This window comes from Streptomyces sp. A0592 (assembly GCF_004795115.1).
Classification (GTDB): domain Bacteria; phylum Actinomycetota; class Actinomycetes; order Streptomycetales; family Streptomycetaceae; genus Streptomyces; species Streptomyces erythrochromogenes.
Genome location: NZ_SSBM01000012.1, coordinates 204,213 through 220,166, shown reverse-complemented (window position 1 = coordinate 220,166; position 15,954 = coordinate 204,213). Strand labels below are relative to the sequence as shown.

Genomic DNA, 15,954 nt, shown 5'->3' with positions numbered 1-15,954 from the left:
TCACAACCCGAAGAGATCGAGGAACACCATGAACAACAACCCTACCGCCAACAGCCTCCCCGGCCAGAGCGGCATCACGAACCCCACCCCCGCCCCGGCGCCCGAGCTGTACGCGGCCCCGACGGGCCGGGTCTTCCAGGTCGTCGGGACGAACGACGCCGGCGGGCGTCTGCTCATCCCGGCCGAGTCCGACCCGGCGACGTGCCCGCGCTGGGTGTGGGCGGCCGAGTCCGACCTGGTCGAGGCGTTCGGTGCCCCGCTGACCCGGGTGGAGCGTGCGGCGTGAACACGAAGGCGCTGAACTCGCTCGCGGACTTGATCCTTCGGGCGCAGGAGCAGGACCGGACGCCGATGGGGATCGCCATCGCGGTCGACGCGGCGGGCCGGCACATGTCCCCGGAGACGGCCGCCGAGTTGGTGCGGCTGCGTGACCGGATCGCCCAGCTGGAGACGCAGACCGCCCGCGTACGGACCGAAGACCTGACCCCCGGTGACCGCGTCTGGGGCAACCACGCACGGTTCATCGAGGTCGGCCCGTACCCACACGAGCTTGAGTCGAACCCGTGGAACACGGGGACCGCGATGCGGATCACCGGCGTTGACTTCGACGGAAACCCCCTGGTCCTCGACGCGCTGGCGTCCAAGGAGTGGGTCCGCGACGCGCCGTCCGAGCTGGCCCGGCTGCGGACGCGGATCGCCGAGTTGGAGTCGGAGCGGCACGTCACGAACGAGGCCTTGTCCGACGCGGCGGAGGCGCTGCGGGTGGGCCGGGACCGGATCGCCGAGCTGGAGGCCGAGCGCGGCGCCATCGTCGCCGGTCGGGACGCGCAGATCATCGCGTGGCTCGGCAAGAAGGCCGGCGAGTACGGCACATCGAACGCGGAGAAGCGGGCGAAGGCCGAGGCCGTGGCACGGACGGCGGACAAGCTCTCCCGCGGCGCCGTCCGGCCGGACGCTCCGCTCATCGCTACGCGGGAGCTCGTCCGCGCTGACCACTACAAGGACGCGGCCCGCCTGCTGGAGGACACCGGCCGGGACGACGACTCGGTGAACTTCCTCGACCTGATGGCCGACGGGATCCGCGAGCACGCGACCGAGCAGTTGGCCTCGCGAGAGGACCCGCACGACTCCCCGCTCCGCACCGACTACCGGCTCGGCCACGACCTCCCGGAGTACCCCCATGCCTGACCCGAAGCCCGTCGACGGGCCGATCCCCGTCCACGTCCGCACCATCCCCGGCGGCGCCCAACTCGACCTCACCGCGCTCACCCGGCTCGTCGTCGGAGACGTCCTCGACGCGCTCCTCGAAGGCGACGACACCACCCTGTGGGACCTCCTCCACGAGGTCGCCGCCCCGTCGACGGGCGCGGCCGACCGGCTGGACCGGGAGGAATTGGAGCAGCAGCTGGTGGAGCGCGCGTCCTCTCGGGTCCCGGTGTACGGCCCGCAGGTGCGCCGGCTGGCTGCGTCGCTGCTGAAGGCGGCTAGGCAGCACATTCCGGCGCGGCGGGATGCGGCGTGAGCGCCCGCATGGAGGCGGCCACCCCGGCCGTCCGCCGCGCGGTCCGTGCCCTGTTCACCGAGCAGCCGTACCGGCACCTGGGCACCGGCGAGGTGCTGGCGTACTGCCAGGCGCACGGGGCGACGTCGTGCCGGTTGCTGGTCCGGCAGGTGCTGGAGGCGCTGGCCGCCTCCGGGCTGTTGGAGCGGCTCGGTCCGGACAACGGCCGCGTGTACCGACTGATCCGAGCGGAGGACGGCCGATGACCGCCGCCGACAACCTGTACGCCGAGCTGACCCGGGGTGTCGCGCACGCCCAGGTCCGACAGCACCTGATCGACGAGCACCGCGCCGAAGTCCTGATCGAAGCCGCCGACGCGGTGGACTCCGGCAAGGCGCCGTTCCCCGAGGAAGTGAAGTGCGGCGCTTCGTGGGCGGCCCGGATGCTGCGGCGGATGGCCGAGGAGGAGGGGAAGGGCACCGGCACGACCGGCGGCGAGCCCACCCCGGCGGACCGGTTCACAGCGGTAGCCAGCCCCGTCGAGTACGGGTACCTGATCGCGATCCGGCGTGACCCCCACGAGCCCGGCCGCGTCCCGGTCGCACTCGCCCAGCTTCGCTCGGGTCCGGCATGGTCCCCTGAGGCTGCGAGCGAGCTGCTGCTCTCTTCCTACAAGTACGTGACGGCGCCCGGTAGTCGATGGCAGCAGCTCGACGGCGGCCGGTACGGCGTCCGGCTGCTCCTCGCAGAGGACGGTGGCCGGTGACCGACACCTCGATGGCCGGGGCGACCACCGCCCCGGCCGCCGGGCGGCGCGTCACCCCCACCGGCCGCCTCATCCTCCCCGCCGACGCCGACCGCGCCGACTGGCTCACCGCCCGCCGCTCCGGCATCGGGTCCTCCGACGTCCCCGGCATCCTCGGCCTCATCGACCGCAAGCCCCCGCTGAAGGTCTACCTCGACAAGCTCGGCCACGACGTCGACGACGCCGGAGAGGCCGCCTACTGGGGCACCGTCAACGAAGAGCCCGTCGCCCGCCGGTGGGCCATGCAGAACCGCAGCAACGTCCGCCGCGTCGGCCTCGTCGCCCACCAGGACCATCCGCACTGGATGACCACCCTCGACCGGCGCGTCATGAAGTGCCCACTCGACGATGACGAGCAGGACGTCTGCGCGCTGGAGGTCAAGACGCGCTCGGCGTTCAAGAGCAGCCAGTGGCACGCCGGCGCACCGGACGACGTCCTCGCGCAGATCCTGTGGCAGATCGCCGTCTGCGGCTACCGGCACATGCACTTCGCCGTGCTGATCGGCGGCAACGAGTACCACCAGGGCACCGTCCGCGCCGACCAGTACACCACCGTCATCGCCGACATCACCACGGCGGTCGACCGGTTCTGGTCCGAGCACGTGCAGGCCCAGGTTCCGCCGCCGGTCACCGGTGACGGCGAGGCCCTGGCCCAGATGTTCCGCCGGCTCCACCCGGCCCGCTCCGGGTCGGTCGACGTGGACCGGCACCCGGACGCGCTGGACGCCCTGTACGAGTACGGGCTCCAGCAGCGCGCCGAGGCCGCCGCGAAGAAGGCGAAGGCCGTGGCGAAGGCCCGTCTCATCGCCGCTCTCGACACGGCGCAGGCCGCGCTGATCGGCGGCGAGCGCGCCTACTCCCTGGAGCCCTCCAACGCGGCCCCGAAGGTCGACCTGGAGCTCCTCTCCGAGCGCTGGCCGGAGGCGTACGCCGCGTGCGTCGCCCCGAACCCGACCGAGCGCATCGCCATCGCACCGACGTACAAGGGGATTGCCTGATGGGACTGGCAGAGAACGCAGCCGCCGCGGCTGGCCGCACGGCGGCCGAGCAGGCGCCGGCCACGGACTTCAGGGAGGCTCCGAACCTGACCGAGCCGGACATCGGCGACCTCACCAAGGACGCCGCGCCGACCACCAGCGCCGTCACCGCGTGGTCCCGGGTCATGGGCACGGTCCGCGCCATCGGGAAGAACGAACAGTTCGACGGCGGCCGTGCCGGAAAGTTCAACTTCCGCGGCATCGAGACCGCGCTGAACTCCTTCGGCCCGGCCTGCCGCAAGCACGGTGTCCTCGTCATCCAGCACCGGGTGGAAACCGAGTACCGGGACATCACCACCAGCGGCGGAAGCAAGATGCGGGAGTGCACCGCCCTGGTCACCTTCCGCATCTACGGGCCGGACGGCTCGTACTTCGAGTCGCAGGCGGCCGGGGAAGCGTCCGACTCTGGCGGGCGGTCCACTCCGAAGGCCCAGTCGATCGCCCTGCGCACGCTACTGATCAACAACGGGCTGGTCCCGACGGAGGACCGTGACGCGGACGCCGTGCACTTCGAGCGGGCGGAGAACCCCGTCCGGCCCGCGGTTTCGTACCTGGATGAGATCTGCGACCCGCGTACCAGCGCGGGCCGTCTGCGGCAGATCCATCACGAGCTGAACAGCACCCGGCAGTTGGGTGCCCTCGTCACCAACGAGGTCGGTGACGAGGAGCGCGTCGGCGAGATGGTCGTCCGCATCGGCAAGGAGCGCGCCGCGGGGGGTGGCCAGTGAGCTTCGCCGACGTCCGCAAGATCGCGTTCGACACCGAGACCACCGGCCCTGACCCGCTCCAGGACCGCATCGTCACCGCGGCGCTCGTCGCCCACGGCGGCGGCCGCCCCGACAAGGTCATGTCCTGGCTCATCAACCCCGGCATCCCGATCCCCGCCGAGGCCACCGAAATCCACGGCATCGACGACGCGAAGGCAGCCACCGGAGCCGCGCCGGCCGACGCCCTCGACGACATCGCCGACATCCTCGCCAAGGCCCTCGCCTACGGCATGCCGGTGATCGCGTTCAACCTCAGCTTCGACTGGACCGTCCTGGCCCGCGACATGGAACGCCACCGCCTGCCGACCCTCGGCGAGCGGCTCCCCGAAGGCACCATCCCGCCGCTGCTGGACCCCCACGTCATCGACAAGCAGTTCGACCGATACGTCAAGGGCCAGGGCCAGCGGAAGCTGAAGCCCACCGCCGAGCGGTACGGCGTCGAGCTGACCGACTGGCACAGCGCCGAAGCCGACGCGCTCGCCGCGCTCCTCATCACCGAGGCCCAGTTCGCGAAGTTCCCGCTCCTCGGCGACCACTCGCCCGCCTCGCTGTTCACGCAGCAGAAGCGGTGGCGGGCCGACCAGCAGGCCGGGTTGCAGCAGTGGTTCCGCACGAAGGCGACGCCGGAGCAGGGCGGTGACCCGAACAAGGTCATCGACGGCTCCTGGCCCCTGATCCCGATCCCTCACCAGCAGGACGGAGAAGCCTGATGTTCGGCAGCAAGACACGAGAGATCACCGACCTGAAACGGGCGCTCCGCGTCCGCACCCAGGAACGGGACGACGCCCTTGAGGACGCCCGCGGCTACGCGGCTTCGGCCCGGCACGCGGAGAAGCTCCTGCGAGACCGGGACCAGCAGGAGCCCGAGGCCGCCCGCGCGGCCGAGGCGCCGATCGCGCACTCCGACGAGCTGTGGTCCCTCATCGACTGGTCCCTGTGGGGGTCCGGCATGGGCGACACGTTCCGTGAAGCCCTCGCCGACCAGTTCATCCGGGCGATCACCCCGCAGCAGCACGAGCAGGCCCTGCGGCTGATCCAGGCGTGGACGGACAGCGGCCGGGGCCCGCTTGGCCGCCGCCGGTACGAGGACCAGCAGGCCCGCCTGCACCGCGCGCTCCGGGCCTGCGCCCGGTACCGGGCCGACGAGGCCCGCCTGACCCGGCACGCCGCGGGTCTCCAGGCCCGGTACGACCACGCCGTCGGCATCGACCACCCCGACGTCGACGCGGGCGCCCGCTGGCAGGAGACGCGCATCGACCGGCGGAAGGGCGTCGTGCGATGACCACCACCGTGACTCCCGCGACCGGGATGCCCCTGCGGCTCCCGGCCGCGGTGAACCACCCCCGCCCCCTCGTCATCGGCCTCGACGTCGCCACCGGCGCCTCCGGAGTCGCCGGCGAAGGCTGGACCGACCACGTCCGCACCACCGCCAGCAGCACCCACGCCCGCCTGCAGTACCAGCTCGACGGGCTCGCCTCGTTCTACCGAAACGCCCAGTACGTCGTCATCGAGGGCGCCGCCTACTCCAAGAACAACAACGGGGCCGACTCGCTCGCCGGGCTGCGGTGGATGGTCCGGCAGGACCTGTGGAAGCGCCGTATCCCGTACGTCGTCATCACCCCCACGAAGCGAATCACCTACGCCACGGGCACCACGGTCCACAAGGACCCCGACGGGCTGCGGGTCAAGGGCCCGGCGCTGAAGGCGATGGTGCGGGCCGCGGTGAAGGAGCGGTACGGCATCCACACCGAGGGCGCCTGCCAGTTCGACGAGGCCGACGCCTACGTCCTCCTCGCCATGGGCCTGCACCACCTCGGGCACCCGCTGGCCGAGGTACCCGAGAAGCACGCCCGCGGTCTGGCCGGCTGCGACTGGTCCGGCTTCGACAAGGCGGTGGCCCGATGACCGCCTCACTCGACTGGCAGGCCGTCGGGCTGTGCGCCCAGACCGACCCCGAGGAGTTCTACCCCGACAAGGGCGGCTCCGTCCGCCTCGCCAAGAAGGTCTGCGGCGCCTGCGAAGTCCGCGCCGAGTGCCTCGACTACGCCCTCGCCAACAACGAGCGCTACGGCATCTGGGGCGGCACCTCCGAACGCGAACGCCGCCGCATCGCCGCCGCCCACACCACACCCGCCCTCGGAGGTGCCGCATGACCACCGCCATCGCCCCGCCGCGCACCAACTGGCGGCTGTCCGCCTCCTGCATCGGCCAGGCAGACCTGTTCTTCCCCAGCAAGGACCGGCGCGACGACATCGAGGCCAAGCGCATCTGCCGCGAATGCCCCGTCCGCCAGGAGTGCCTCACCGCAGCCCTCGCCGAGGAAGGCGCCGTCAGCCAGTGGGAGCGGTACGGGACCCGCGGCGGCATGAGCCCCCGCGAACGGGCCCTGGCCGCCGGCGCGCCCGCCTCGAAGATGACGCCCGCCGACCCGCACGACTACGCCGAAGCCGACGTGCTGCTCCGCTCCGGCACCATGTCGGACGCCCAGATCTCCAAGGCGACCGGGATCCCCGACAGCTCCATCCACCGGCGCCGCGAGGCGCTCGGCCTGCCGGTCTTCTGGCAGCGGGCCACGCCGCAGAGCGCGTTCGAGGCGCACGCCCGCTCCGTCGACGGAGGCCATGTCGTCTGGGAGTCGGCGGGCGGCGGGAAGCGCCCGCAGATCAAGGTTCAGAAGCAGTACTACCGCGTAACCCACCTGGCGTTCCTCCTCGGCTACGGCCGTGAGGCGGAGGGTCACGTCAAGGTCACCTGCGGGTTCCCCGAGTGCATCGCGTGGGAGCACCTCGCCGACCGGGTCATCCGCAACTCCCGGGTCGCCGCATGAAGGCCGCCGCCGCGGCCTGGGTCCGCGCCAGCGTTCTGGTGCAGTCCGCGCCGTCCACCGGACCGCGCGCCGGCGGGCTGTGCCCTTGCGACGCCCGGGCCGTCTGCGGCGCCTGCCAAGTCGGCTCCCACGACGCCTGCCCCGGCCACCTGACCGACAGGGAGAAGGGCGTCTACGGTCCCGGCCTGGCGTGGCCGCCGCGCGCCGCGGTCCACACCGTCGGAGCGGCCTGTCGGTCCCGGTGCGGGTGCCGCCGCTGCTACCGGCCGGAGCCGCCGCAGCAGTTGGGGTTGTTCGGATGACCGGCGGCCTGTGCGACGTACCCGGCGGCAGCCACGACGGCCAGCCCCGCCCCTACCCGTGCGGCTGGCGCTGTACGACCCACGCCCCGCAGGCCCGCCCCACCACCACACCCACCACCACAATCAGCCCGGCCGTCGCCGCCGCCGCACAACGACAGACCCACAGCGGCCCCCGGCAGGTCACCAGCGCCCTGTTCGTCGACTGCGGCGACGGCCGCGAAACCAAGCACGGCGACCGGGCCGGCCAGATCCGCTACACCGGCCAGCCCCGTGCCCGCTACGAGTGCCTCGCCTGCGGATGGCAGTCCGAGACCATCACCGGCCCTACCGCCATTCGTAGGTTCCTCGACCACATCCGCGCCGCCCACAAGGCCGCCTGCCCGGCGGCCCCCAGCGAAGGAGCACAAGCCGCATGACCGACCTCACCGCCGACCGCGAGACCGCCGACCTGGCCGCGTTCCTCGCCGCACACCTCAACGGCCGCACCGCCGAAGAGCTGTCCGCCGAGTTCCACGACCTCCTCGACGCCGTCCGCACCCACGGCAAAAAGGGCTCCATGACCATCACGGTCGTCGTCGAGCCCCCGGCCAACGGCGTCGAATCCGCCCCGATGCCGATCGGCGTCGAGTCCGCGGTCAAGGCCCCCAAGCCCACCCCGGTCAAGAGCCTGTACTTCCTCGACGACGACGGCAACCCCGTCCGCGAGGACCCCCGCCAGATGGCCATCGAGTTCCGCCCCGCCCCGACCGCCCCGACCTTCAAGGACGCCTGATCATGACGACCCGCTACACCTCCGGCCCCGCGGCCGACCTCGACGGGATCCAGTCCGTCATCGACATCGCCCAGCAGGCCACCGTCCCGGCCGCCATGGAGCCCGGGAAGGTCTACGCCGTCCGGACGGCCGGCGGCGGCACGCAGACGATCGACCTGACCGGCCCGGAACACACCGGCACCCCGGCCCGGAAGCACGGCACCACCACCGTCCGCGACGCCGCGAGCTTCGCCGCCTACTTCAGCAAGCACTCCGACGCGGACACCGAGGTGTACGCCGACGCCGACCAGCTCACCGTCACCGCCGTCCTCGACGCCCACACCGCCGACGAGCCGCGCTGGTCCGGCCACCGGCTCCGCCTGGCGCTCCGCCGGACGGAAACCTGGCAGCAGTGGTTGGAGAACGACGGCCGGCTCCTCGGCCAGGAGCAGTTCGCCGAGTTCCTGGAGGACCACCTCCCCGACCTCCTCGACCCGTCCGCCGCGACGATGCTGGAGATCGCCCAGTCCATCCAGGCAGCCACGAAGGTCGACTTCCAGTCCGGGACCCGACTGGCCACCGGGGAGCGCCAGTTCAAGTACGTCGAGAACACCACGGCGAAGGCCGGCCAGCGTGGCGACCTGACCATCCCGGAGACGTTCGTCGTCGGCCTGGTCCCGTTCGAGGGCAGCGAGGGGTACCGGCTGACCGCCCGCCTGCGGTACCGGATCACGGACCAGCAGCTCCGCATCGGCTACAAGCTCGAACGGCCCGGCGACACCCTGCGGACCGCGTTCGCGGACGTCGTCACCGCGATCGGCGCCGACATCGCCCAGCCGGTCATGAACGGCAGCCCGGCCTGATGACCCGGCCCGGCAGCGCAAGCGGCACCACCCGCTGCCCGCGCTGCCGGGCCCCCATCCTCCGCCAACTCGTCGGCACCGTCGCCGCCCTGACCGTCACCGCGGACCTCACCCCGCTCACCCCGAGCGAGCAGGCCACCGTCCGCGAACCCAACCGGCTCATCTGGTGCCTGCGCCAGGCCAGCCCGTACACCCCGGCCCGGCTCGCCTGGACCGGCCCCGGACACCCCGCCGGCTGCCCGCACCCGCACGTCACCGAACACCGCTGCACCACCGAGCCGACCACCCTGTTCTGAGGAGACCCCGAGTGGAGAACGTCCGCCCCTTCCCGCACCAGCAGGCGGACCGCGACGGCCTCGAAGAGCAGCTCGACGCCGAGCGGTTCGTCCTCGGCACCGCCATGAACCAACCGCACGACATCAAGACCATGCGCGCCGCCATCAAGGGAGCCGACTTCCAGCGGCCCGCCCACGAAGTGATCTGGACCGCGATCCTCAACCTCGTCGACCGCGGCGACAGCACCCACTACCTCACCGTCGTCGCCGAACTCGACCGCAGCAAGGAACTCCGCCGAGCCGGCGGCATCCCCTACGTCACCCAGGTCAACGACTACGTCGGCGGCGGCGACGCCGCCCACTGGGCGGGCAAGGTCCGGGCCGCATCCGACCTCCGCGCGGACGCAGACCTCGGCCGCCGCATCGTCCAGTACGCCACCGCCCCCGACGCCGAGCCCGGCCACGCCGTCACCTTCATCGACGACTACCTCAAGCGGCAGCAGGAACGCGCCGCCGGCCGCTCCGGGGACCCCGTCGACGCGCTCCTCGCCGAGCTCCTCGACACCAACGCCCTCGACAACATCCCCACCCTGGAACCCCTCGTCGGTGACCTCCTCCACCTCGACACCCTCGCCCGGATCATCGGCCCCTCCGGGCACATGAAGTCCTTCGTCGTCATCGACATCGCCGGACACGTCGCGACCGGCAAGAAGTGGCACGGCCAGTACGTCCGGCAGGGCACCGTCGTCTACCTCGTCGCCGAGGGCATGGCCGGCATCCGCCAGCGCGTCCGCGCCTGGGAGAAGCACCACGGCATGCGCATGGACAACGCCCTGTTCCTGCCCCGCCCCGTCCAGACCCGCGGCCCCGAGTGGGACGTGTGGATCGAGGCCATGCGCCGCCTGGAACCGGCGCTCATCGTCATCGACACCCAGGCCCGCGTCTCCGTCGGCGTCGAGGAGAACTCCAACACCGAGCTCGGCATCGTCGTCGAGCGCCTCGACGACCTCCGCCGCGCCACCGGCGCCTGCGTCCTGCCCATCCACCACACCGGGCACGTCGGCGAGCACGGCCGCGGCGCCTCCGCCGCCAAGGGCGCTCTCCAGTCCGAGATGCACGTCTCGAAGAAGGGCGACAACGCCTCCAACATCGTGATCACGATGAAGGTCGGCAAGCAGAAGGACAACGCGGAGGGCGCCGACCTCCAGTTCGGCATCAAGGTCGTCACCCTCGACGGCGAGAAGAAGCCCGACGGCCGGCCGGTGACCTCCGTGGTGCTGGAGTCCCTCGACGAGCGGCCGCCCGTGCTGGCTGTCGGCAGCCCCGAGTGGCTCGTCCACCGCCTCGCCGTCGCCGGCGTTCCGATCTCCTGGGGCAGCCCGCGGGTGAGCAAGTGGTGCACCGAGCGGGACATCCAGATGCGCAAGGACAAGATCGAAGAAGCGGTCCGGATCCGCAAGCGGAAGGACTCCTTCGACGAGGCCCTCAGCGGCTCCGAAAACCTCCCCCCGAACCTCCCCCGCGATCTTGAACAGCAAACTCCCCCCAAAACCGGGGGGACCCCGGGGGAGGTAGACGAAAACCCCAGGTCAGACATCCCCCCAAACGCGGGGGGAGGTCCGGGGGATGCCCCTACAAAACCTCCCTCCCCCCGCTCCCCCTCTAGGGAGGGGGGAGGTGAGGGGGAGGACGACGAAAACGACACCCCGTCGACCCCCCACTGCACCGTCTGCGGCAACGAACTCCACGGCTTCCGCCTCAACCGCGGATACGACACCTGCCTCGCCTGCGACCCCACCACCGGCAGCCACCCCGACGCAGCCTGAAAGGCACCCCATGACCCCCTGCCGCACCCCCAACTGCCCCCGCACCCGCGCCCCCCGCAGAACCCTCTGCCACCCCTGCCGCATGCGACTCCAACGCCACGGCAACATCCACACCACCCTCCGCACCGACCTCGACCCAGAAAACGTCGAAACCGCCGTCATCCGCCGCGCCTTCCCCGACGGCCTCACCGAAGCCGAACGCCGCGCCACCGGAAAACGCCTCCTCAAACTCGGCTACTCCACCCGCCACATCGCCCGCCTCTCCGGCGCAAGCACCCGCACCGTCGAACGCTGGAAAGCCGCCCTCGCCGCCTGACCGCCGCTCCGGTTCGACCCGCCCACGCGCGCCCAGGAAGGACACCCCACGTGACCGCCCAACACCCCACCACCGCCCGACTCCGCACCGCCCCCAAGCTCACCCGCCGCCGCCTCCAGCTCCTCAAGCTCGTAGCCAGCGGCCACAGCAACGAAGAGGCCGCCGTCGTACTCCAGGTCAGCCCGAACACCGTCAAGACCCAGCTGGCGCACGCGTTCCGGCTCCTGCGGGCCCGGAACCGGCAGCACGCTGTTGCGCTGTGCCTGGCGTACGGGCTGATCGAGCCCAGGGACCTGCGGCCGTTCTCGCTGCCGCCGGCGCCGGCTGCTGGTGTTCGGAGGGCTGCCTGATGCCGACCGTGCCGACCCCGCACGACCACGCCCTGCCAGCGGAAACCCTCGCCGAGAAGGAAGCCCGCCTCGCCGCCGAGCAGGCCTCACGCCGCCGCACCGTCGACCCCCACCTCTTCGCCGACCTCGCCGCCACGATCGGCACCGCCATCCACGACACCCCCGTTCGTCTCGGCCACCCCGAAGGCACCGCTGACCTTGCAGCCCAGCTCACCGTCAAGGTGGCGGCCTACTTCGGCAGCATCCTCCCGGCCGCCCCAGGGCTCGCCGGGTTCATGGCCGAGCTGGCCGCGGAGCGCGGCCGGCAGCTCGCCAAATGGGGCGACCAGCGGCACCGCGACGGCACCAGCATCGGCAACGCGAGCTGGGCGGACGAGGCCAACGCCCAGTGCCAGCACGCGGCCGACGAGGACTGCCTGACCTGGGGCCACATCCTCTACGAGGAGTTCACCGAGGTCATGGCCGAGACCGACCCTGCTCAGCTGCGCGCCGAGCTGATCCAGGTCGCTGCGGTGTGCGCGGCCTGGGTGTCCGACCTCGACCGCCGGCCGCCCGTCGAGTACTGCGACGTCACCTTCGTCGGCGGCGGCCGCTGCTCGAAGCCCGCCGGGCACCGGCCGCCCGGCAGCCAGGACCCACACACCCCGTGACCACGCGGACGGCCGGCCCGCGGGCAATGCGGGCCGGCCACCACCAGCACACCACACACCAGGAGACCCCCGTGACCTTCACCCTCGGCCAGCGAGTCCGTACCACCGTCAACGCCCCCGCAGCCTGGCCCGGCGCCCACGCCGCCCCAGCCGGAACCCTCGGCACCATCACCGGCCCGAAGATCGGCGGCTCCTACGGCGTCCTCCTCGACGGCGACCCGGACCAGCTGCCCGCGTCGTACACCGCCGACGAGCTGCGCCCCGCCTGACCCGACCCACCCACCAGGAGCAGACCATGCGCAGCACCCGCCCGACCACCACGCAGACCACATGCGACTGCGAGGACTGCACGTCCTTCACCATCACCGGCCACATCCGGCGCACCACCCCCGCCCAGCAAGCCGACCGGCACCACCACACGGCAGCCGTGGACGGCTGGTCGGACGAGGAGGCACGGGACTACTGCCCCGGATGCCCGGTGGGTGTGCCGGTGGAGCAGCACGACCACGACGGCCTGTGGGCCGACGACGAGCAGACCGACAACGAAGCCTGACCCGACCCGCGCACAAGGAGAAACCCACATGACCGAGCAGCCGTACACCGACACCGACCTCCGCGCCCAGGCCGTCACCGCCCTCGCCGCCCTCGCCGATGACCCCGACTTCATGAGCATCGGCGAGGGCATGGAGGACGCCTACGTCAAGTCCACCAGCGAGGGTGACGACCGCCAGACCTGGGGCGACCTGCTGCCCTACAACCACGACGACGGCAACGCCTACAACGAGGCGCAGCGGAAGATTCACAGCCTCGTGCAGGGCGCCGCCGATCTCTCCGAGTGGGCCGTGCACCTCGGTGCCGACAGCCTGCAGCCCAGCGAGCAGCAGCTGAACATCGGCGACGGGCGGGCCCGGATCCACTTCGCGTTCGCGCCGGACATGAGCGAGGCAGACCGCCGGGACTTCGTCGCCATGATCGCCGCCACCGTCATCACCGGCGGCTGACCACCTGACCCCCCGCCCCGTTGCCGGTCGTCCTCCCGGGGCGGCCGACCCGGACACCACCCACACCACCGGAAGGACCCGCCCTCATGACCGCCCGCCACGCCACCACCGCCCAGACCATGCCCGCCCTCATGGCCACCATCAACGAACTCCGCGCCCTGAATCAGCCGCTTGTCGAAGCCCTCCAGCGGATCCACGGGGACATGGAGACCGCCCGCTCCGGCGGCGACGAGTGGGCGATGGAGTGGTTCGGCGACATGTGGTCCAGCCTGCCGCTCGCGGTGCGCGCCGCTGGCGGAGACGAGGACGCCGCCAACGAACTGGCCGACCTGACCCGCGCCACCGAGGGGGCCGCCTGCAGCACCCCGAACCCGTGCGAGGACGGCGAGCTCTGCGACCGGCATGAACGGGAGCAGGCCCACACCGACGAGGAGCACGCGCTCTGCGGCCCGGAGTGCGCGGGGGCCGGAGCATGAGCCAGCAGCCCGCGCCGTTTCTGGTCGACGGCTGCACCTGCCGACCGTGGACCAGGCGCGAAGACCCGCCCCGCTTGCTGGACCGGGCGACCGACACCGTCGACATGATCAGCGGCTTCGAGCGCGGGTCCGACTGCCCGCACCACGCCGCCGCGAAGCCCTCGGAGTAGCCCCGTGTTGACCCTGCTCCTCGTCGCCGGCGGCCTCACCGTCATAGCCCTCGCCGCGGTCGCCTTCAGCTACGCCCTCCGCCACGGCGAGGAGCAGGACCGGCAGACCCGCCACACCGACCCTCACGCCACGTACTGGGGCCGCACCACCCCTGCGGCCCCGCCCGCACCCGACAGGCCCGCACACGGCCGCACACGGCCACGACACCGGAGACACCGATGACGCCCTCACAAGACCTTCGCGCCGCCGCCTGGGCGCTGACACAGCCACAGAGCTCCACCCTCGTCGCGCCCCACATCGCTGCCCCACTGGCCGACCTGCTCACTCGGGAAGCCCTCGTCATCGACCGGCTCGTTTCCCTCACCGACGGGCCGGGCTTCCCGGCAGACGAGGACTACGACCGGCGCAACACGGTCCGCGTGGCCCGCGCCATCCTCGCCCAGCCCGCCGAGCCGCGCCCCGAGCCGGAGCACTGCGTCCACTCCGCCGCGATCCACCAGCAGCACCACACCAGCCCCGTCACCGGCTGCCCCTGGTGCACCAGCCCGACCACCCGCGACGTACCCACCGGAGGCGTCCTGTGACCGACCAGCCCATCAGCCGGTTCGCCTGCACCGGACCGTGCACGCGCGGCGTCTGCGGCGTCTCCGCAGGCGTCGAACCCTGCGGGACGTGCTGCGAATGCCGCCTGACCTGCGACGGCCCCGAACCGGCCACCGAACAGCCCGCCCGGCACACCGTCGACACGATCACCAGCGACGCACTCGACCAGCTGTACGCCGAGCGCGAGCAGCTGCGCGCCGCCCTCGACCACCAGGCGCAGGAGCTGGCCACCTGGCGCGCCACCGTGGCCACCCTCGACTCCGGAGCGCCCGGGACACCCCGGCACCGCGCCGAGCAGGCCGAGGCCGCCATCGCCCGCGCCCGCGAGGTCGAGGAGCAGTGGCGCCTGCACTTCCTCGCCACTGGGGAAGCCGCCGGAGGGCACGCCCTCGCCATGGTCCGCGCCGCCCTTGACGAGCCCAGGGAGCCCCGCCCGTGAGCACGCCTCACACCATCACCGTCCCCCGCCGGCTCTACGTGACGATCCTGGTCTGCCTCGCGTTCAGCACCATCTCGCACCTGTTCCGCCTCGCCGTCGACTTCATCCGCTGAGGAGCCAACGTGTCCACCACCGCAATCGCGCTCATCTGCGCCACCGCCGCATTCCTCGGCGTGCTCTGGGCCGCCGTCCGCGTCAACGACCGCAAGGAGAAGTGACCATGGGCGACATGTACACCAAGGTCGGAGCCTGGCTCACCGCCCACGGCATCGACCCGCTCACCGTCCCCATCGACTCGGACCTGCACATCGAGGAGGGAGCCGCCGGCCGGGAGCTGCACTACGAGGCGTTCGTCCTCGACGCCGACGGCCGCAAGGTCGCCGACGAGCGCGGCAACCTGTACGTCGAGCCCCGCGCCGTCCCGCTCACCGCCGAACCGCCCAAGCACTGGCAGCCGTTCCGGAAGCCGACCGTGCAACAGGTCGAAGCCGAGCGGGACAAGGCGTACCGCGAGCGCGCCCACTTCGTCGCCCACCTCGCCAGCCTCTACCCCTCCCAGATTGCCTACACCGACCCCGACAGCCCCGACTGGGCCGTCGTCACCATCGAAGGCCCCACTGGACAGATGTCTTGGCACGTCGCCCCCGACGACATGGACCTGTTCGCCCACGTTGAGTGGCAGAACGGGCTCGTCCTGCCCTGGGACGGCCACACCACGGAGCAGAAGTACGAGCGGCTCCAGCAGCTCACCATCCGACCGAAGCGAGGGCTGTAGCCGTGGGCGTCCGTCCGGACCGCAGGCGATCACGTGGGACCGGCGTTGACGTCATCGCCGCCAAGAGGAAGCAGGAGAGGAGCCCTGAGGGTCAGCACGGTCAGGTCGTTGCCCCGACTGAGGAAGCCATCCGGGCGGCCATCGAGGCTGCGATGTGCCCCTTCTGTGGGCGTGGGCCGTACTCGCTGCTGGCTCTCCACACGGTGCAGCGTCACGGAG

At 72.0% G+C, this 15,954-nt stretch carries 29 protein-coding genes; all 29 read left to right on the top strand.

Translation table 11 applies throughout. The features are described from left to right. The first annotated feature begins 28 nt into the window (after window positions 1-28). The 29 genes from E6U81_RS19740 (at window position 29) to E6U81_RS19610 (ending at window position 15,735) form a co-directional block, all read left to right on the top strand. Entirely contained in the window at window positions 29-286 is a 258-nt protein-coding gene (locus tag E6U81_RS19740; RefSeq protein ID WP_136231417.1) for a hypothetical protein, read from the top strand. Then, on the top strand, window positions 283-1,188 hold the full coding sequence (locus E6U81_RS19735; protein WP_136231416.1) for a hypothetical protein: 906 nt from the start codon (window positions 283-285) through the stop codon (window positions 1,186-1,188). Before E6U81_RS19740 ends, E6U81_RS19735 begins: the two co-directional genes overlap by 4 nt. Then, window positions 1,181-1,522 carry a hypothetical protein gene (locus E6U81_RS19730; protein WP_136231415.1) on the top strand — a complete coding sequence of 114 codons (342 nt, stop codon included), beginning with the start codon at window positions 1,181-1,183 and terminating at the stop codon, window positions 1,520-1,522. Before E6U81_RS19735 ends, E6U81_RS19730 begins: the two co-directional genes overlap by 8 nt. Beyond that, window positions 1,519-1,767, top strand: a complete 249-nt coding sequence (locus E6U81_RS19725; protein ID WP_136231414.1) for a hypothetical protein — start codon at window positions 1,519-1,521, stop codon at window positions 1,765-1,767. The genes E6U81_RS19730 and E6U81_RS19725 overlap by 4 nt, the downstream gene beginning before the upstream one ends. Next, window positions 1,764-2,267 carry a hypothetical protein gene (locus E6U81_RS19720; RefSeq protein WP_136231413.1) on the top strand — a complete coding sequence of 168 codons (504 nt, stop codon included), beginning with the start codon at window positions 1,764-1,766 and terminating at the stop codon, window positions 2,265-2,267. Before E6U81_RS19725 ends, E6U81_RS19720 begins: the two co-directional genes overlap by 4 nt. Beyond that, window positions 2,264-3,304, top strand: coding sequence for a lambda-exonuclease family protein (locus tag E6U81_RS19715; RefSeq protein ID WP_240803911.1), 1,041 nt, complete (start codon window positions 2,264-2,266; stop codon window positions 3,302-3,304). The genes E6U81_RS19720 and E6U81_RS19715 overlap by 4 nt, the downstream gene beginning before the upstream one ends. Next, entirely contained in the window at window positions 3,304-4,071 is a 768-nt protein-coding gene (locus tag E6U81_RS19710; protein WP_136231412.1) for an ERF family protein, read from the top strand. Before E6U81_RS19715 ends, E6U81_RS19710 begins: the two co-directional genes overlap by 1 nt. After that, window positions 4,068-4,820, top strand: coding sequence for an exonuclease domain-containing protein (locus E6U81_RS19705; RefSeq protein ID WP_136231411.1), 753 nt, complete (start codon window positions 4,068-4,070; stop codon window positions 4,818-4,820). The genes E6U81_RS19710 and E6U81_RS19705 overlap by 4 nt, the downstream gene beginning before the upstream one ends. Further along, the gene (locus E6U81_RS19700) at window positions 4,820-5,392 is read left to right on the top strand and encodes a hypothetical protein (RefSeq protein ID WP_136231410.1); all 573 of its coding nucleotides are present in this window, start codon (window positions 4,820-4,822) and stop codon (window positions 5,390-5,392) included. Before E6U81_RS19705 ends, E6U81_RS19700 begins: the two co-directional genes overlap by 1 nt. Further along, window positions 5,389-6,015 carry a hypothetical protein gene (locus E6U81_RS19695; protein WP_240803910.1) on the top strand — a complete coding sequence of 209 codons (627 nt, stop codon included), beginning with the start codon at window positions 5,389-5,391 and terminating at the stop codon, window positions 6,013-6,015. Before E6U81_RS19700 ends, E6U81_RS19695 begins: the two co-directional genes overlap by 4 nt. Next, a complete protein-coding gene (locus E6U81_RS19690) occupies window positions 6,012-6,263 on the top strand; it encodes a WhiB family transcriptional regulator (protein WP_136231409.1) in 252 nt (83 codons plus the stop codon). The genes E6U81_RS19695 and E6U81_RS19690 overlap by 4 nt, the downstream gene beginning before the upstream one ends. Further along, the gene (locus E6U81_RS41740; RefSeq protein ID WP_136231408.1) at window positions 6,260-6,937 is read left to right on the top strand and encodes a WhiB family transcriptional regulator; all 678 of its coding nucleotides are present in this window, start codon (window positions 6,260-6,262) and stop codon (window positions 6,935-6,937) included. Before E6U81_RS19690 ends, E6U81_RS41740 begins: the two co-directional genes overlap by 4 nt. 298 nt (window positions 6,938-7,235) lie before the next feature. Next, window positions 7,236-7,655 (top strand): hypothetical protein, encoded by a 420-nt coding sequence (locus tag E6U81_RS19680; RefSeq protein ID WP_136231407.1) that lies wholly within the window; start codon window positions 7,236-7,238, stop codon window positions 7,653-7,655. Beyond that, the gene (locus E6U81_RS19675) at window positions 7,652-8,011 is read left to right on the top strand and encodes a hypothetical protein (protein ID WP_136231406.1); all 360 of its coding nucleotides are present in this window, start codon (window positions 7,652-7,654) and stop codon (window positions 8,009-8,011) included. The genes E6U81_RS19680 and E6U81_RS19675 overlap by 4 nt, the downstream gene beginning before the upstream one ends. A gap of 2 nt (window positions 8,012-8,013) precedes the next feature. Further along, on the top strand, window positions 8,014-8,853 hold the full coding sequence (locus E6U81_RS19670) for a DUF2303 family protein (protein WP_136231405.1): 840 nt from the start codon (window positions 8,014-8,016) through the stop codon (window positions 8,851-8,853). Continuing rightward, on the top strand, window positions 8,853-9,149 hold the full coding sequence (locus tag E6U81_RS19665) for a hypothetical protein (protein ID WP_136231404.1): 297 nt from the start codon (window positions 8,853-8,855) through the stop codon (window positions 9,147-9,149). The genes E6U81_RS19670 and E6U81_RS19665 overlap by 1 nt, the downstream gene beginning before the upstream one ends. An 11-nt stretch (window positions 9,150-9,160) precedes the next feature. Next, window positions 9,161-10,954 carry an AAA family ATPase gene (locus E6U81_RS19660; RefSeq protein ID WP_136231403.1) on the top strand — a complete coding sequence of 598 codons (1,794 nt, stop codon included), beginning with the start codon at window positions 9,161-9,163 and terminating at the stop codon, window positions 10,952-10,954. An 82-nt stretch (window positions 10,955-11,036) separates the two neighbouring features. Continuing rightward, on the top strand, window positions 11,037-11,270 hold the full coding sequence (locus E6U81_RS40515; RefSeq protein ID WP_206309971.1) for a helix-turn-helix domain-containing protein: 234 nt from the start codon (window positions 11,037-11,039) through the stop codon (window positions 11,268-11,270). 50 nt (window positions 11,271-11,320) lie between these two features. After that, window positions 11,321-11,620 carry a helix-turn-helix transcriptional regulator gene (locus E6U81_RS40510; protein ID WP_206309970.1) on the top strand — a complete coding sequence of 100 codons (300 nt, stop codon included), beginning with the start codon at window positions 11,321-11,323 and terminating at the stop codon, window positions 11,618-11,620. Continuing rightward, window positions 11,620-12,270 carry a hypothetical protein gene (locus E6U81_RS40505; RefSeq protein ID WP_206309969.1) on the top strand — a complete coding sequence of 217 codons (651 nt, stop codon included), beginning with the start codon at window positions 11,620-11,622 and terminating at the stop codon, window positions 12,268-12,270. The genes E6U81_RS40510 and E6U81_RS40505 overlap by 1 nt, the downstream gene beginning before the upstream one ends. A 71-nt stretch (window positions 12,271-12,341) precedes the next feature. Further along, window positions 12,342-12,539, top strand: coding sequence for a hypothetical protein (locus E6U81_RS19645; protein ID WP_136231401.1), 198 nt, complete (start codon window positions 12,342-12,344; stop codon window positions 12,537-12,539). A gap of 26 nt (window positions 12,540-12,565) precedes the next feature. Continuing rightward, complete coding sequence (locus E6U81_RS19640; protein ID WP_136231400.1) at window positions 12,566-12,823, top strand: hypothetical protein; 258 nt, start codon at window positions 12,566-12,568, stop codon at window positions 12,821-12,823. Between the two features lie 28 nt (window positions 12,824-12,851). Continuing rightward, complete coding sequence (locus E6U81_RS19635; protein WP_136231399.1) at window positions 12,852-13,271, top strand: hypothetical protein; 420 nt, start codon at window positions 12,852-12,854, stop codon at window positions 13,269-13,271. 86 nt (window positions 13,272-13,357) lie between these two features. Continuing rightward, window positions 13,358-13,747 carry a hypothetical protein gene (locus tag E6U81_RS19630; RefSeq protein WP_136231398.1) on the top strand — a complete coding sequence of 130 codons (390 nt, stop codon included), beginning with the start codon at window positions 13,358-13,360 and terminating at the stop codon, window positions 13,745-13,747. Next, window positions 13,744-13,917 carry a hypothetical protein gene (locus tag E6U81_RS39925; protein WP_168714680.1) on the top strand — a complete coding sequence of 58 codons (174 nt, stop codon included), beginning with the start codon at window positions 13,744-13,746 and terminating at the stop codon, window positions 13,915-13,917. Before E6U81_RS19630 ends, E6U81_RS39925 begins: the two co-directional genes overlap by 4 nt. Window positions 13,918-13,921: 4 nt before the next feature. Beyond that, entirely contained in the window at window positions 13,922-14,140 is a 219-nt protein-coding gene (locus tag E6U81_RS19625) for a hypothetical protein (protein ID WP_136231397.1), read from the top strand. Then, window positions 14,137-14,502, top strand: a complete 366-nt coding sequence (locus E6U81_RS19620; protein WP_136231396.1) for a hypothetical protein — start codon at window positions 14,137-14,139, stop codon at window positions 14,500-14,502. Before E6U81_RS19625 ends, E6U81_RS19620 begins: the two co-directional genes overlap by 4 nt. After that, the gene (locus tag E6U81_RS19615) at window positions 14,499-14,960 is read left to right on the top strand and encodes a hypothetical protein (protein WP_136231395.1); all 462 of its coding nucleotides are present in this window, start codon (window positions 14,499-14,501) and stop codon (window positions 14,958-14,960) included. The genes E6U81_RS19620 and E6U81_RS19615 overlap by 4 nt, the downstream gene beginning before the upstream one ends. Window positions 14,961-15,180: 220 nt before the next feature. After that, complete coding sequence (locus E6U81_RS19610; protein ID WP_136231394.1) at window positions 15,181-15,735, top strand: hypothetical protein; 555 nt, start codon at window positions 15,181-15,183, stop codon at window positions 15,733-15,735. Window positions 15,736-15,954: the final 219 nt, after the last annotated feature.

Bases quoted from the DNA above. Each gene is read 5' to 3' on its own strand.
- E6U81_RS19680 (WP_136231407.1), top strand. From the start codon at position 7,236: ATGACCGGCGGCCTGTGCGACGTACCCGGCGGCAGCCACGACGGCCAG.
- E6U81_RS40515 (WP_206309971.1), top strand. From the start codon at position 11,037: ATGCGACTCCAACGCCACGGCAACATCCACACCACCCTCCGCACCGAC.
- E6U81_RS19620 (WP_136231396.1), top strand. From the start codon at position 14,137: ATGACGCCCTCACAAGACCTTCGCGCCGCCGCCTGGGCGCTGACACAG.
- E6U81_RS19700 (WP_136231410.1), top strand. From the start codon at position 4,820: ATGTTCGGCAGCAAGACACGAGAGATCACCGACCTGAAACGGGCGCTC.
- E6U81_RS39925 (WP_168714680.1), top strand. From the start codon at position 13,744: ATGAGCCAGCAGCCCGCGCCGTTTCTGGTCGACGGCTGCACCTGCCGA.
- E6U81_RS19670 (WP_136231405.1), top strand. From the start codon at position 8,014: ATGACGACCCGCTACACCTCCGGCCCCGCGGCCGACCTCGACGGGATC.
- E6U81_RS19730 (WP_136231415.1), top strand. From the start codon at position 1,181: ATGCCTGACCCGAAGCCCGTCGACGGGCCGATCCCCGTCCACGTCCGC.
- E6U81_RS19720 (WP_136231413.1), top strand. From the start codon at position 1,764: ATGACCGCCGCCGACAACCTGTACGCCGAGCTGACCCGGGGTGTCGCG.
- E6U81_RS40505 (WP_206309969.1), top strand. From the start codon at position 11,620: ATGCCGACCGTGCCGACCCCGCACGACCACGCCCTGCCAGCGGAAACC.
- E6U81_RS19675 (WP_136231406.1), top strand. From the start codon at position 7,652: ATGACCGACCTCACCGCCGACCGCGAGACCGCCGACCTGGCCGCGTTC.
- E6U81_RS19630 (WP_136231398.1), top strand. From the start codon at position 13,358: ATGACCGCCCGCCACGCCACCACCGCCCAGACCATGCCCGCCCTCATG.
- E6U81_RS19740 (WP_136231417.1), top strand. From the start codon at position 29: ATGAACAACAACCCTACCGCCAACAGCCTCCCCGGCCAGAGCGGCATC.
- E6U81_RS19665 (WP_136231404.1), top strand. From the start codon at position 8,853: ATGACCCGGCCCGGCAGCGCAAGCGGCACCACCCGCTGCCCGCGCTGC.
- E6U81_RS19610 (WP_136231394.1), top strand. From the start codon at position 15,181: ATGGGCGACATGTACACCAAGGTCGGAGCCTGGCTCACCGCCCACGGC.
- E6U81_RS19695 (WP_240803910.1), top strand. From the start codon at position 5,389: ATGACCACCACCGTGACTCCCGCGACCGGGATGCCCCTGCGGCTCCCG.
- E6U81_RS19635 (WP_136231399.1), top strand. From the start codon at position 12,852: ATGACCGAGCAGCCGTACACCGACACCGACCTCCGCGCCCAGGCCGTC.
- E6U81_RS19640 (WP_136231400.1), top strand. From the start codon at position 12,566: ATGCGCAGCACCCGCCCGACCACCACGCAGACCACATGCGACTGCGAG.
- E6U81_RS19710 (WP_136231412.1), top strand. From the start codon at position 3,304: ATGGGACTGGCAGAGAACGCAGCCGCCGCGGCTGGCCGCACGGCGGCC.
- E6U81_RS19690 (WP_136231409.1), top strand. From the start codon at position 6,012: ATGACCGCCTCACTCGACTGGCAGGCCGTCGGGCTGTGCGCCCAGACC.
- E6U81_RS41740 (WP_136231408.1), top strand. From the start codon at position 6,260: ATGACCACCGCCATCGCCCCGCCGCGCACCAACTGGCGGCTGTCCGCC.